The sequence below is a fragment of the Streptomyces sp. NPDC006512 genome (genome assembly GCF_040611935.1).
GTDB lineage: Bacteria > Actinomycetota > Actinomycetes > Streptomycetales > Streptomycetaceae > Streptomyces.
The window spans coordinates 17,069-30,809 of sequence record NZ_JBEXPG010000085.1 but is presented as its reverse complement, the minus strand read 5'-3'; the positions used below and the strand labels follow the sequence as shown (position 1 = coordinate 30,809).

Genomic DNA, 13,741 nt, shown 5'->3' with positions numbered 1-13,741 from the left:
CCCGCGTACTGGACGTACTTGGCTTTCGCCCGGTGCGGCGAGAGCGCGTGCCAGGCGTCGCGGGGCAGACGGGAGTTTGACGACAGGCCCTAGCGGCGGCGGCCGCGGCGCGGGGCGGGGGCCGGCTTGGGCTCCGGGGGGTCGATGCGGTGGAGGTCGAGGGTGGCGGGGAGCGGGGTGCTGCCGGGGCCGCCGGACTCGGCCCAGGCGATGATCTCGTCCGTGGCGGTGTCGTCCAGGGCGAAGCCGAACCAGACGGCGCGGGCGCCCCGTCGGCGGTTCTCCGTGGTGGGCTGGACCACGATGACGTTGGCCTGGGCGCAGGGTCCGAGGCAGTCGCTCGTGCGGACGGCGAGGCGGCCCCCGGAGGCGGCGGCGGCCTCGCGCAGCCGGTCGAGCTGGCCGGCGTGGTCGGAGCCCGGGTTCTTGCGGGGGTCGCCGCAGCAGCAGCCCCGGCAGACCACCAGGGTGCAGGGGCGCGGGGCGTGGGCGGCGAGCGGGCGTATCCAGGTCACCGACGCACGTTACCGACCCTGCGGGGCGGGGTGTTGGACGACGCGGGAGACCTCCGCCACATCCCGGGCGGGACCGGTCGCCGGGTCCTGGGCGCGGCGCCGGGCCAGGACCGCGCAGACCATCAGCTGCATCTGGTGGAACAGCATCAGCGGCAGCACGGCGAGGCCGGCCTGGGCCCCGAACAGGACGCTGGCCATGGGCAGTCCGGCCGCGAGGCTCTTCTTCGACCCGGCGAACTGGATGGCGATGCGGTCTTCGCGGCCGAATCCGAGGCGCCCGGCCCCGTACCAGGTGACCAGGAGCATCACGGCGAGGAGTACGGCCTCCACCGCCAGCAGGGCGCCGAGCCGCGGGAGGCTGACCTGGTGCCAGATCCCGGCCGCCACGCCCGCGCTGAAGGCGGCGTAGACGACGAGCAGGATCGAGCCCCGGTCGACGTAGCCGAGCACCCTCTTGTGGCGGACGAGGAACCCGCCGACCCAGCGGCGCAGGAACTGGCCGAGGAGGAAGGGCAGCAGGAGCTGCGCGCCGATCTTGAGGAGGGAGTCCGGGGAGAAGCCGCCGGAGCGGCTGCCGAGGAGGGCGGCTGCGAGCAGGGGGGTGAGGAGGATCCCGGCGAGGCTGGAGAAGGAGCCCGCGCAGATCGCGGCCGGGACGTTGCCCCGGGCGATGGAGGTGAAGGCGATGGAGGACTGCACGGTCGAGGGGACCAGGCAGAGGAAGAGCAGGCCGTTGTACAGGGGCTGGGTCAGGAGGCCGGGCACGAGGCCGCGGGCGGCCAGGCCGAGCAGCGGGAAGAGGGCGAAGGTGCAGGCGAGCACGGTGAGGTGGAGCCGCCAGTGGCGCAGGCCGTCGAGGGCCTCGCGGGTGGAGAGCCGGGCCCCGTAGAGGAAGAAGAGCAGGGCCACGGCGGCACCGGAGGCGGTGTCCGCGACGCCGGCGGCCGGGCCCCGGGCGGGCAGCAGAGCGGCGAGGCCGACGGTGGCGAGCAGGGCCAGTACGTACGGGTCCAGCGGGAGCCGGGCGGGGAAACGGGGGCGGCGCATGTGCGGGGTGCTCGCTCGCTGTCGGGTCGGGTCCGGGCCGGACGCGGCGGGTGCCGCGTTCCCCGGCGGGGGCGGGAAGGGCCCTCTGGCCATGGTGCGGGGCCGGTGCCCATCGGGAAACCCGCACACCGCACTGACTGCCATCGCGGAACGTGATGAACGGGGTTAGCGTGGCCGCATGTACGACCCGGTCCAGCTGCGCACCTTCCTCACCGTGGCCCAGACGCTGAGTTTCACGCAGGCCGCGGCCCGGCTCGGGGTGCGGCAGTCCACGGTCAGCCAGCACGTGCGGCGGCTGGAGGAGGCGACCGGGCGGCCGTTGTTCGTCCGGGACACGCACAGCGTGGCGGTGACGGAGGACGGTGAGGCGCTGCTGGGTTTCGCGCGGACCATCCTGGAGGCGCACGAGCGGGCGTCCGCGTACTTCAGCGGGACGCGGCTGCGCGGGCGGCTGCGGTTCGGGGCGTCGGAGGACTTCGTCCTGACCCGGCTGCCGGAGATCCTGGAGGGGTTCCGGCACGAGCACCCCGAGGTCGACCTGGAACTGTCGGTGGAGCTGTCGGGCACGCTGCACGAGCGGCTGGACGCGGGGCGGCTGGACCTGGTGCTGGCCAAGCGGCGCGGGCCGGGGGACGAGCGCGGCCGGCTGGTGTGGCGGGACCGGATGGTGTGGATCGGAGCGGAGGGGCTGCGGGTGGACCCGGAGCGCCCGGTGCCGTTGATCGTCTTCCCTCCGCCGGGCATCACCAGGGCCCGGGCGCTGGAGGTGCTGGAGCGGGAGGGCCGGGCCTGGCGCATCGCCTGTACGAGCGGCAGCCTGAGCGGGCTCATCGCGGCGGCCCGCGCCGGGCTCGGGGTGATGGCCCACACCCGGGGGCTGATCCCGCCGGGGCTGGCCCGGGTGGGGGGCCTGCCGGAGCTGGGCCCGGTCGAGTTCGCCCTGCTCCGGGGCCGGCGGCCGGCCCCGGCGGCGGAAGCCCTCGCGGCGGCCGTCCTCGCGGGCGGCGACCGCCTGAGCAGACCGGCGTAGGGCCCGCGCGGGGCGTTCACGGCACGCCCTGAGCCTCCCTTTCGGGTGCCGCGCGCCCGCGCGGCCCGGGCCCGGCGGGCCGGCCGGCGTTCCCCGGCGGTGGGCGCGCCCGGGGTGGACTCCCGCAGGCCAGGGCCGCGGGGCGGGCCTGACCGGGTCGCGCCGGGCAGGGGGCGGGCGGGGCGCGGTCCGGCCCGTAGGGATCTTGTGGAGGTTTCCGCGGGGGTGCCGGGCGCGGGGCCGGGTGGGGTAGCGTCGCGCAGCCGCAGGGAGAGGAGCGCGATGTTGCGCGAGTTCAGCGTCCCGCCCGTGGTCACGGGCGCGCCGGTCGGCGGTCTGGCCGACGTCGTCTTCGCGTACGCGGGCCAGGACCCGGACCGGGTGGTCCTCGGCCGCAAGTCGGACGGGGTGTGGCGTGACGTGACCTCCCGGGAGCTGGCCGGGGAGGTGCTCGCGCTGGCCAAGGGGCTCCTCGCGCAGGGCATCCGCTTCGGGGACCGGGTCGCGCTGATGTCCCGTACGCGGTACGAGTGGACGCTGTTCGACTTCGCGCTGTGGGCGATCGGGGCGCAGCCGGTCCCCGTCTACCCGACGTCTTCGGCGGAGCAGGTGCACTGGATCCTCCAGGACTCGGACTGCGTCGGGTGCCTGGTGGAGGACGAGGACCAGGCGATGACGGTCGGTTCGGTCATCGAGCGGCTGCCGGGGCTGCGGCTGCTGTGGCAGCTCGACGCGGGGGCGGTCGCGGGGCTGGTGGCGGACGGGCGGACGGTGGCCGAGGACGTCGTGCACCGGCACCGGCGGGCCGTGACCCCGGACGCCGTGGCGACCGTCATCTACACGTCCGGGACCACGGGCCGGCCCAAGGGCTGCGTGCTGACCCACGCGAACTTCATGTTCGAGGCCGACACGATGGTGGCCCGCTGGGAGTCGGTCTTCCAGGCGGGGCCCGGTGAGCAGCCGTCGACGCTGCTGTTCCTGCCGCTGGCGCACGTGTTCGGGCGGATGGTGGAGGTGGCGGCCGTGCGGGCGCGGGTGAAGCTGGGGCACGCGCCGGTGCTGGCGGCCGCCCAGTTGCTGCCGGACCTGGCGGCGTTCCGGCCGACCTTCGTGCTGGGGGTTCCGTACGTCTTCGAGAAGGTGTTCGCGGCGGCCCGGCGCAAGGCCGAGGCGGAAGGGCGTACGGGGCCCTTCGACCGGGCGGTGGAGACGGCCGTGCGGTACGCGGAGGCGCGCGAGGAGAAGGCCTTCGGGACGGGTCCGGGGCCCTCGGCGGGGCTGCGGATGGAGCACCAGCTCTTCGAGAAGCTGGTCTACGGGAAGGTCCGCGAGGCCATGGGCGGCCGGGTGCGGCACGCGATGTCGGGCGGTTCGGCGATGTCGCGGAGGCTCGGGCTGTTCTTCGACGGGGCGGGCATCACGGTGTTCGAGGGGTACGGGCTGACGGAGTCCAGCGCGGCGGCCACCGCGAACCCGCCGGGGGCGACGAAGTACGGGACGGTGGGGCCGCCGATCCCGGGCGGTACGGTCCGCATCGCGGAGGACGGGGAGGTGTGGCTGCACGGCGGGCACGTCTTCTCCGGGTACCTGAACGATCCGCGCGGGACGGAGGAGGTGCTGCGCGGCGGGTGGCTGGCGACCGGGGACCTGGGAAGGCTCGACCGTGACGGGTACCTGACCATCACCGGGCGGAAGAAGGAGATCCTGGTGACCTCCAACGGCAAGAGCGTCTCGCCGACCGCGCTGGAGGAGCGGGTGCGTTCGCATCCCCTGGTGTCCCAGTGCGTGCTGGTGGGCAACGACCGGCCGTTCATCGCGGCGCTGGTGACCCTGGACATGGAGGGGGTCGCGCACTGGCTGTCGATGCGGGGGCTGCCGCAGCGGACGGCCGCGGAGGTGGTGGGCGATCCGGAGCTGGCGACCGAGGTGCGGCGGGCGGTGGTGGCGGCGAACACGCTGGTGTCGCAGGCCGAGGGGATCCGTACGTTCCGGGTGCTGGCCGAGCAGTTCACCGAGGAGCGCGGGCTGCTGACCCCGTCGCTGAAGCTCAAGCGGCGGGCGATCGAGAAGGTGTACGCGCGGGAGGTGGCCGGACTGTACCCGTCGTGACGGTGGCTCGGTGGCGGCCCCGCGGCCGGAGCGGCGCCCCGGCCTTCCGGCTCCGCACCACCCGGTGACCCTGATCTGACGATCCGTCATTTTACTTGGTCATTGATATTGACGGTGCGTCAGGTCACGCACAGAATGCGTGGATTCCGACCGGAGGGGGATCCACCCATGCCGCGATCCATCCGCGCCCTGGCCGCCGTGGCGGCCGCCCTCGCGCTCGTCTCCGCCTGCAACTCCGCCTCCGACCAGACCAGTCCCGGCAAGCCCGGGGGCGGCGGCGACCGGACCGTGCGCGGTGTGAGCGCCGACTCCATCAAGGTCGGCGGCATCGTGTCGATGACCAGCGCCGGCGGCTACAGCAAGAAGGACACCGACCTCGGGGCGAAGGCCCGCTACCTGCGGGCCAACGCCGAAGGCGGCGTCAACGGCCGGAAGATCGACTACATCGGCGCCGAGGACGACGGCCAGGACCCCGCCAAGAACCTCGCCGCCGCCCGCAAGCTCGTCCAGCAGGACAAGGTCTTCGCCGTCTCCCCCATGAGCTCGGTGACCTTCACCGGGGCGGACTTCCTGGAACAGGAACAGGTCCCCACCTTCGGCTGGGGCACCCTGCCGTCCTTCTGCGGGCCCAAGTTCATCTACGGGTTCAACGGCTGCCTGGTCCCCAGCCCGGGCGGCAGCATCAACCAGACCTGGCCCGAGGGCATCGGCAAGGTCCTCGGCGGCAAGCAGGGCAAGTCGGTGGCGATCATCGCGAACGACAGCGACGCCGGGACCTTCGGGATCCGCACCTTCCGGCAGGGCTTCACCAGCGCCGGGTTCACGGTCTCCTACGCCAAGGCCTCCGTACCGGCGTCGGCCGTCCCCAGCGACTGGTCCGCCTACGTCAAGGACATCCTCGGCAGCAACGGCGGCAAGGCCCCCGACGCCGTCGTCTCCGTCATGCAGACCCCCAACAACATCGGCCTGTTCACCGCGCTCAAGCGCGCCGGCTACCAGGGCGTGCTGTCCGACCCGACCGACTACGATCCCGGACTGCTCGCCAAGGACGCCACCAAGCAGGCCCTCGACGGGGTGCACGTCCTGCTCCAGTTCGAGCCCTTCGAGTCGGACAACCCGCAGATGGCCCGGTTCAAGGCGGACATCAAGGCGGCCGCGGGCGGACAGGACGTACCGCTCAACATGCACATGCTGACCGGATACATGTCCGCCGACCTGTTCCTGGCCATCGCGCGAAAGGCCGGGAAGGACCTCACCGTCGCCTCCTTCCAGGCCGCCGCACAGGGCTTCTCCGACACCGGCACCCTCGTCGGCGACCGGGCGGAGCCCGAGGGACAGAAGGACAGCTTCGGCTGCGGGGCGCTCGTCCAGCTGAAGGACGGCAAGTACGAGGTGTCCGTGCCGTTCACCTGCCACGAACCGATCCCCTTCACGTAGGGCCGGGACAGCGGCATGGCAGATCTGCTCGTCTTCGTGCTGAGCGGCCTGGTCTCCGGCGCCCTGTACGCACTGCTGGCCACCGGGCTGGTGCTGTCGTACTCGGCGTCCGGGCTGTTCAACTTCGCGCACGGGGCCACCGCCTACCTGTGCGCGCTCACCTTCTACGAGCTGCACTCCGGTCTGGGCTGGCCGGCCGTCCCCGCCGCCCTGCTGGTGGTGTGCGTCCTCGCGCCCGGCCTCGGATGGGGGCTGGACCGGCTGATGTTCCGGCGGCTCGCCCGGATCGGGGAGACCGCCCAGATCGTGGCGACCATCGGCCTGCTGGTGGCGCTGCCCGCCGCCGGGCTGTGGGCCGTGGAGCTGCTGGCCGACGCGGGCGCGCCGGTCGAGCCCGCCGAGAACCAGTTCGGACTGCCCGGGGTCGGGCCGAGCCCCGCGCGGTCCTGGCAGCTCGCGGACGGCGTCGGCATCGACTCCGACCAGCTGATCACCTGGGTGGTCACGGCGGCGGTGGCCGTCGCCCTGTGGGTGCTGATGCGGCACACCCGGCTGGGCCTGCGGCTGCGGGCCGCCGTCGACAACCGGTCGCTGACCGAGCTGCGCGGGATCAGCGCCGACCGGCTGTCTTCGGTGGCGTGGATGATCGCGTCGGCGCTGGCGGGGCTCGCGGGGGTGCTCGCGACCCCCCTGCTGGGGCTGTCCGCCCACGACTTCACCCTGTTCCTGTTCGTGTCCGCGACCGCCGCCGTCATCGGGCGCTTCGCTTCCGTCCCGCTCGCCTTCGCGGGCGGGCTGGGGCTCGGGGTCCTGCAGAACCTGGTTGCCGGCTACGCCTCGTTCGCCGAGGGGATCACCGGCTTCCGCACGGCGGTGCCCTTCCTGATCCTGTTCGGGGGGCTGCTCGTACTGACCCGGCGGGCGCGGACCGCGGGGACCGCGGCGGTCGACGTACCGTCCCCGGACCATCTCGCGGGCGCGTCCTGGAACCGCCGCTGGGGGGTGTGGGCGGCGGGCGCGGTCCTGCTCGGCGTGGCCTTCTACACCGTCACCACCCCCTTCTGGACCGGGCTGCTCGCGCAGGGCCTGGCCATCGCGCTCGTGTTCATGTCCTTCACCGTGGTCACCGGGCTCGGCGCGATGGTCTCGCTGGCCCAGGCCACCTTCGTCACCGGGGCCGCGCTGGTCGCGGGCCTCCTCATGAGCCGGGGCTGGCCCTTCGTGGCGGCCCTCGCGGTGGGCACCTGCGCGGCGGCCGTGCTCGGGGCGCTGGTCGCGCTGCCCGCGCTGCGCCTCGGCGGGCGCTCCCTCGCGCTGGCGACCCTCGCCCTGGCGTTCCTCGCCGACCAGGTGCTGTTCCAGCTGCGCTGGCTGCGCAACGGGGACTCCGGATGGTCCGTACCCCGACCGGTGATCGGGCCGCTGGACCTGTCCGACGACCGGGCCCTGGGCGTGGCCCTGCTGGTCCTGGTCGCCGCCGTGGCCGCCGCGCTGACCGCGCTGCGCGGGTCGCCGTCGGGGCGCGCGATGCTCGCCGTACGGTCGGCGCCCGCGGCGGCGATGGCGTCCGGGGTGTCCGTCCTGCGCACGAAGCTGATGCTGTTCACGCTGTCGGCCGGGCTGGCCGGCTTCGGGGGCGTCCTGTACGCCTCCTTCAACACCCGCGTCACCGCGACCGACTTCACGGCGATGACGGGGCTGGTGTGGCTCGCGGTCGTGGTGGCGGCGGGGGTGCGCAGGCCGCAGTACGCGGTGGTGGCGGGGCTCGTGTACGCCGTGGCCCCGCGGATCCTGTCGGACTACGTGACGGAGTCGGCGCACCTGCCCGTCATCCTGTTCGGGCTCGCGGGACTGGCCCTGGCCAACGACCCGGACGGGTACTGCGCCGCCCTGCCGGTGCGGTGGGCCCGGCGCCGGGCCCTTCCCCTGGCCGGGGATGACGGCGGGGAGCCCCGCACCGGAGCCGGCGTCCGGGGGTCCACCGCGGAACCCGGTCCCGGTCCCGGTCCCGGCTCCGGCTCCGGGCCGGCCCACTCCGCGCCGCCGCCCGCCGCAGGGCCCCGTACGGAGGCTGCGGCCTCCCGGCCTGCGGAGCCCGCCACCCCGCACCCGGGCGAGGCCTCCGTACCGCCCGCCCGACGACCGGGGCGGGGGCCGGGGCCCGGAGCCGCGGCCCGTGCCGGGGCCGGAGGGGCCGCTGCCCGGGCCGGTGGCGGGGTCGCGCTTGAGTTGCGGGGTGTCGCCGCCGGGTACGACGGGGGGCTCGTGCTGCACGGGGTCGGGCTCGCCGTGCGGCGGGGTGAGATCCTCGCCGTGCTCGGGCCCAACGGGGCCGGGAAGAGCACCGCCTGCCGGGTCGCCGCCGGACTGCTGCCCGTGGCGGCCGGGTCGGTCCTCGTCGCCGGGCGGGACGCCACCCGCGACGGAGCCGTGCTCCGCTCCCGGGCCGGGGTCCTCCTCGCCCCCGAAGGGCGGGGGATCTTCCCCTCGCTCACCATCGAGGAGAACCTGGCCCTGTACCTGCCGGAGGCCACCGCCCGGGCGGCCGTCTACGACCGCTTCCCCCGCCTCGGGGAACGGCGCTCCGTCACGGCCGGCGCCCTGTCGGGCGGGGAACAGCAGATGCTGGCGCTCGCCCCGCTGCTCCAGCGCCCGCCGGACGTACTGATCGCGGACGAACCGTCGCTCGGCCTCGCGCCGCGCGTCGTGGAGGAGGTGTACGGGGTCCTCACCGAGCTCCGCGACGCCGGGACCGCACTGCTGCTCGTGGAGGAGAAGGCGGCGGAGATCCTGGGCATCGCCGACACCGTGGCCTACCTCTCCCAGGGCCGGGTCTCCTGGTGCGGCCCCCGGGCCGAGGTGGAGGCGGACCGGCTCACCGAGGCCTACCTGGGGATGGCGACATGAGCGGGTACGTACTGGAGGCGAGCGGGATCAGCGTGCGCTTCGGCGGCGTCCGGGCCCTGACGGGCGTGGACCTCGGGGTCCGCGCCGGGGAGGTGTGCGGGCTGATCGGGCCGAACGGGGCGGGCAAGACCACCCTGTTCGACGTGCTGTCCGGGATCCGGCGGCCCGACCGGGGGCGGATCCTGCTCGACGGGGTGGACGTCACCCGCCGCTCCCCCGTCTGGCGGGCCCGGCACGGGATGCGCCGGACGTTCCAGCGGCAGCAGCTGTTCGGGCAGCTGAGCGTGGCCGACAACCTCCTCGTCGCGCAGGAGTGGCGGGGCGGTGGGGGCGGGCTCGCCGCCGACCTGGTGGCGTTCCCGGCACGGCGCCGCCGGGAACGGGAGCGGCGCGAGCGGGGTGAACGGGTGCTCGCCTCCTGCGGGCTCGGGACGCTGGGGGCACGGTACGCCGGCGGGCTGCCCGTCGGCCGGGCCCGGATGGCGGAGCTGGCCCGCGCCGTGGCCGACCCGCCGACGGTGCTGCTGCTCGACGAGCCGGCCTCAGGGATGGCGGCGCCCGAGCGGGAGCAGCTGGCCGGGGTGGTGCGGCGCCTCGCCGAGGAGGAGGGCTGCGCGGTGCTGCTGGTCGAGCACAACGTGGCCTTCGTGATGGACCTGTGCGCACGGGTCGTCGTACTGGACCTGGGAACGGTCCTCGCCGAGGGGACGGCGGCCGAGGTACGGGCGGACCCCCTGGTGCGGGAGGCGTACCTCGGGACGGCGTGACGTGCCACGGCGGCGTCACCCCGGGTGGCGGGAATACGGTGTACGAGGGGCCGGTTGTCGCCCCTCGTACACCGTGGCCCGGCACCGTGGCCCGGGCCACGACCGCACCGACCCGAGGGAATCGACCACACGTGAACCAGGTCCCCACCGTCAAGCTCAACAACGGCACGCTCATGCCCCAGCTCGGCTTCGGCGTCTGGCAGGTCCCGGACTCCGAGGCGGAGCGGACCGTGGGCACCGCGCTGGAGGCCGGCTACCGCAGCATCGACACGGCGGCCGTCTACGGCAACGAGGCCGGTACCGGGCGGGCACTGGCCGCGTCCGGGGTGCCGCGCGCGGAACTGTTCGTCACCACCAAGCTGTGGAACGGGCCCTCGCACGCCTGGGGCCGCGACGAGGTGCTGCGCGCGTTCGAGGACTCGCTCGCCAAGCTGGCCGTCGACCACGTCGACCTGTACCTGATCCACTGGCCGCGCCCGATGCGCGACGACTTCCTCACCATCTGGAAGACCTTCGAGGAGATCGCCGCCGACGGCCGCGCCAAGGCGGTCGGCGTGTCGAACTTCCGTCCGCAGGACCTGGAGCGGCTCGGCGCCGAGAGCTCCCTGGTGCCCGCCGTGAACCAGATCGAGCTGCACCCGCTGTTCCCGCAGGAGGAACTGCGGGCCCTGCACGCCGAGCGCGGCATCGTCACCGAGGCCTGGTCCCCGCTGGGCCAGGGCAAGGAGCTGCTGACGCTGCCCGCGGTCGAGGAGATCGCCGCCCGGCACGGCCGCAGCGCCGCGCAGGTGGTGCTGCGCTGGCACCTCCAGCACGGCAACGTCGTGATCCCGAAGTCCGTGACCCCGGAGCGCATCCGGGAGAACCTGGACGTCTTCGGGTTCGAGCTGGACGCGGCCGACGTCGCGGCGCTGGACGCCCTCGGCGCGAGTGCGGCGGGCCGCCGCATCGGGCCGGACCCGGCCGTCTTCGACGTCTGAGGGCGTCCGCGTGAACCTTCCCGACGGGATCTACCGGATCAGGAACGTGGAGAGCGGGCTGGTGCTCCAGCTGGAGGGCGCCTCCCGGGTGCGGGTCGGCCCCGACGGGCCCCCCGCGCCGGCGGCCGCCCGCCGCTGGCGGATCTCCCCCGTGCACAGCGGCGGCGGGATCTTCCACGTCGTGAGCGAGGACAACGAACGGCGCCTCGACGTGGCGAACGCCTCCACGGACGCCGGCGCCCGGGTGCAGGTGTGGCGCGCCAACGCCTTCGGCGCCCAGGAGTGGCTCGTCGAGGAGCACCTGGACGACCCCGGGGTGGTGTCCCTCGTCGCGTGCGTCAGCGAGCTGCTGCTGGAGGCGGACGGCGAGGGCCGGGCCCGCCAGGGCGAGGACACCGACTCCCCGTCCCAGTGGTGGCGCCTGGAGCCGGTGTAGCCCCGCGGGCCGCCGGAACGCGGGTCCGTCAGAGCCGTACGAAGCTCCGTACCCGGTACGTCGGCTCCGCGCGCGGCTCGTCCGGTGCGGGCAGCGCCTCCAGGGCGGCCGCCAGCTCGGCCGCGCCGATGCCGCGGGGGCTGATCCGGGAGGCGTACCGGCCCGCCAGGAGCGCGGCGGCGCTCTCGCGCGGGCTGCGGCCCTGGCCGTGTCCCGTGAAGCGGGTCTCCCCGACCGGCCGCAGGCCCGCCCGGGCCGCGCAGGCCTCGACCAGGCCGGAGGCGTCCGCGGGGGCGGCCGTCAGGTGCGGGGCGAGCAGTGCGTCGATGTCGCTGCCGACGTCGTGCGCGGCGTCCTTGTCGACGGTGGTGACGAAGACCCCGCCGGGGCGCAGCACCCGCCCGGCCTCGGCGACGAGGCCGGGCACGGCGCCGGGTTCGCGCAGCAGGTGCAGCAGCCACACGGCGCTCACCGCGTCCAGGGAGCCCGTCCGTACGGGCAGGCCGGTGCCGGAGGCGAGGACGACGGGCACCCCGCGGCGGGCGGCCGTCGCGGCCATCCCGTACGAGGTGTCCGCGCCCAGTACGCGCAGCCCGGGCCGGTCCAGGCGGGCGGTGACGATGCCGGTGCCGCAGCCCAGGTCGAGCAGGGTGCGGGCGGCGGCCGGGACCAGGCCGAGCACCGCCCCGGCGGCGGCTTCGGCGCGCGGGACACCGCCGCGGGTGGCGTCGTACGACGCGGCCTCGGCGTCGTAGTCGAGCAGGCTCCTGGTGTTCGGCACGTGCGGGGGCTCAGCTCGCGCCGTGGGCGGGGGCGAGGGCTTCGACCCGTTCGGCGAGGGCGAAGTCGGTCTCGGTGACGACGTCTCCGGCGTCGTGGCTGTTGACCGCCAGGCGGACCGTGTTGTAGCCGAGGGTGAGGTCGGAGTGGTGGTTCAACTCGTCCTGGACGGCGGCGATGTGCGCGACGAGGGCGCTGGCGGCGATGTGCGTGCGGAGCCGGTAGGTGCGGAGGATCCGGTCGTCCTCGAAGGCCCAGCCCGGGAGTTCCCGCAGGCGGTCCTCGATCTCCTTCTGCGACAGCGGCTGACTCGGCATGCGGCCGGCTCCTTCTCCCGTGGGCGTACGTCCGTGATGAGGAGTCAAGGTTCGCACAGCGGGGGCCGGAGGGGACCGACCGCGCCGTGGTGCGTGCGGGTTGTTCCGGGCTGCCCGCGGGCTCCGGTCTCGGCTACCGTCGGGGCATGACGACGGCGAACGTGGGAGCCCTGCTGCGCACCTGGCGGGAGCGGCGCGGGATCAGTCAGCTGGAGCTGGCGGGACGCGCCGACTCCTCGTCCCGGCACATCAGCTTCGTGGAGAACGGCCGGTCCCGGCCGAGCGAGGAGATGGTGCTGCGGCTCGCCGACCACCTCGACGTACCGGTGCGCGACCGCAACGCCCTGCTGATGGCGGCCGGTTACGCCCCCCGGTACCCGCACACCCCGCTGGACGCCCCCTCCATGGCGGTGCTCCGCGAGGGCCTGGAGCGGCTGATGAGCGCCTACGAGCCGTACCCGGCGCTGGTGGTGGACGCCGCGTACGACGTCGTCGCCGCCAACCGGGGCGTCATGATGCTGCTCGACGGGATGCCGGACCACCTGCTGGCGCCGCCGCTGAACGCCATGCGGATCACCCTGCACCCGGAGGGCCTCGCCCGGCGGATCCACAATCTGCGGGAATGGCGGGGTCACCTGCTGGCCCAGATGGAGCGGCAGATCGCGCTGGCCCGCTCGTCCGCGCTGCGCGCCCTGTACGAGGAGGTCGCCGCGTACCCGGTGGCGGAGCGGCCGGGGGACCGCGAACCCCTGGAGGAAGCGGTCCCGTACATCGCCCTGCCGCTGCGGATCGAGCACGACGGGCAGATCCTGTCCTTCGTGTCGTCCATCTCCACCTTCAACACGCCGATGGACGTGACGGTCGCCGAGCTGGCCATCGAGACGCTGCTGCCGGCCGACCCGGCGACGGCCAAGTACCTGCGCTCAGCGGGCTCCTGAGCCCGAGGCGCGCAGCGCCAGCTGCTGGAGCAGGGCGAAGGAGGCGACGGTCAGCGCCTGCGCCGGGATCCACACCGCGCCGGCGGTGGTGGGGTCCAGCCACACGAAGAGCGCGACGAGACTGAGCGCCGCCCAGGCGCAGTTGGTCTCGATCACGCACTTCACGGGGAAGGCGGCCGGGCGGGCCCGGGACGCGAGGTAGCCGACGGCGGCGCCGTACAGGACGAGGAGGACGCCGAGCGCGAACAGGAGCCCGGCGTCGACGCCGAGCAGCCGGCCGAGCGGGGCGGAGAAGGCGGCGTAGGCGAGCCCGTTGCCGCCGGTGACCACGGCGTCGAGCCCGAGGAAGCGGCGCAGTGCGGTCTGCGGGACGGTGGTACGGGCGATGCTGCCGAACAGGGTCGCGGACATGGCGGTGGGCCTCCGTCGGAGTCGTGTGCGCGGGCGGGGGTACCGGGCCCCGGCTGCGAGTGCGCGC

Annotated in this window: 13 protein-coding genes; 8 read left to right on the top strand and 5 right to left on the bottom strand. The window is 74.6% G+C overall.

All coding sequences use genetic code 11. From position 1 onward, the window contains the following. Positions 1-89: 89 nt before the first annotated feature. Positions 90-515, bottom strand: coding sequence for a (2Fe-2S) ferredoxin domain-containing protein (locus ABZZ17_RS36960; RefSeq protein ID WP_356883202.1), 426 nt, complete (start codon positions 513-515; stop codon positions 90-92). A 9-nt stretch (positions 516-524) separates the two neighbouring features. After that, complete coding sequence (locus ABZZ17_RS36955) at positions 525-1,562, bottom strand: bile acid:sodium symporter family protein (RefSeq protein ID WP_356883200.1); 1,038 nt, start codon at positions 1,560-1,562, stop codon at positions 525-527. 178 nt (positions 1,563-1,740) lie between these two features. Here ABZZ17_RS36955 and ABZZ17_RS36950 point away from each other — a divergent pair, with 178 nt between their 5' ends. The 7 genes from ABZZ17_RS36950 to ABZZ17_RS36920 all read left to right on the top strand — a co-directional run bounded on the left by ABZZ17_RS36950 (position 1,741) and on the right by ABZZ17_RS36920 (position 11,228). After that, positions 1,741-2,592, top strand: coding sequence for a LysR substrate-binding domain-containing protein (locus ABZZ17_RS36950; RefSeq protein WP_356883198.1), 852 nt, complete (start codon positions 1,741-1,743; stop codon positions 2,590-2,592). Between the two features lie 285 nt (positions 2,593-2,877). Continuing rightward, positions 2,878-4,701, top strand: coding sequence for an AMP-dependent synthetase/ligase (locus ABZZ17_RS36945; RefSeq protein ID WP_356883208.1), 1,824 nt, complete (start codon positions 2,878-2,880; stop codon positions 4,699-4,701). A gap of 168 nt (positions 4,702-4,869) precedes the next feature. Continuing rightward, entirely contained in the window at positions 4,870-6,138 is a 1,269-nt protein-coding gene (locus tag ABZZ17_RS36940) for an ABC transporter substrate-binding protein (RefSeq protein ID WP_356883196.1), read from the top strand. Between the two features lie 15 nt (positions 6,139-6,153). Beyond that, positions 6,154-9,045 carry an ATP-binding cassette domain-containing protein gene (locus ABZZ17_RS36935; RefSeq protein WP_356883194.1) on the top strand — a complete coding sequence of 964 codons (2,892 nt, stop codon included), beginning with the start codon at positions 6,154-6,156 and terminating at the stop codon, positions 9,043-9,045. After that, positions 9,042-9,812 carry an ABC transporter ATP-binding protein gene (locus ABZZ17_RS36930; RefSeq protein ID WP_356883192.1) on the top strand — a complete coding sequence of 257 codons (771 nt, stop codon included), beginning with the start codon at positions 9,042-9,044 and terminating at the stop codon, positions 9,810-9,812. The genes ABZZ17_RS36935 and ABZZ17_RS36930 overlap by 4 nt, the downstream gene beginning before the upstream one ends. A gap of 131 nt (positions 9,813-9,943) precedes the next feature. Then, positions 9,944-10,792, top strand: a complete 849-nt coding sequence (locus ABZZ17_RS36925) for an aldo/keto reductase (RefSeq protein WP_356883190.1) — start codon at positions 9,944-9,946, stop codon at positions 10,790-10,792. A gap of 10 nt (positions 10,793-10,802) precedes the next feature. Then, positions 10,803-11,228, top strand: coding sequence for an RICIN domain-containing protein (locus tag ABZZ17_RS36920; protein ID WP_356883188.1), 426 nt, complete (start codon positions 10,803-10,805; stop codon positions 11,226-11,228). Between the two features lie 28 nt (positions 11,229-11,256). Here ABZZ17_RS36920 and ABZZ17_RS36915 read toward each other — a convergent pair whose 3' ends face one another. Beyond that, on the bottom strand, positions 11,257-11,991 hold the full coding sequence (locus tag ABZZ17_RS36915; protein WP_356883206.1) for a class I SAM-dependent methyltransferase: 735 nt from the start codon (positions 11,989-11,991) through the stop codon (positions 11,257-11,259). A 28-nt stretch (positions 11,992-12,019) separates the two neighbouring features. Continuing rightward, positions 12,020-12,325: a 4a-hydroxytetrahydrobiopterin dehydratase gene (locus ABZZ17_RS36910; RefSeq protein ID WP_356883186.1), complete on the bottom strand. Its 306-nt coding sequence runs from the start codon at positions 12,323-12,325 to the stop codon at positions 12,020-12,022. A 146-nt stretch (positions 12,326-12,471) separates the two neighbouring features. On the opposite strand from ABZZ17_RS36910, the gene ABZZ17_RS36905 reads away from it, so the two are divergent. After that, positions 12,472-13,263, top strand: coding sequence for a helix-turn-helix transcriptional regulator (locus ABZZ17_RS36905; RefSeq protein ID WP_356883184.1), 792 nt, complete (start codon positions 12,472-12,474; stop codon positions 13,261-13,263). On the opposite strand, the gene ABZZ17_RS36900 is transcribed toward ABZZ17_RS36905, so the two are convergent. Next, positions 13,249-13,674: a hypothetical protein gene (locus ABZZ17_RS36900; protein WP_356883182.1), complete on the bottom strand. Its 426-nt coding sequence runs from the start codon at positions 13,672-13,674 to the stop codon at positions 13,249-13,251. The two genes, ABZZ17_RS36905 and ABZZ17_RS36900, sit on opposite strands and share 15 nt — an antisense overlap. Between the last annotated feature and the right edge of the window lie 67 nt (positions 13,675-13,741).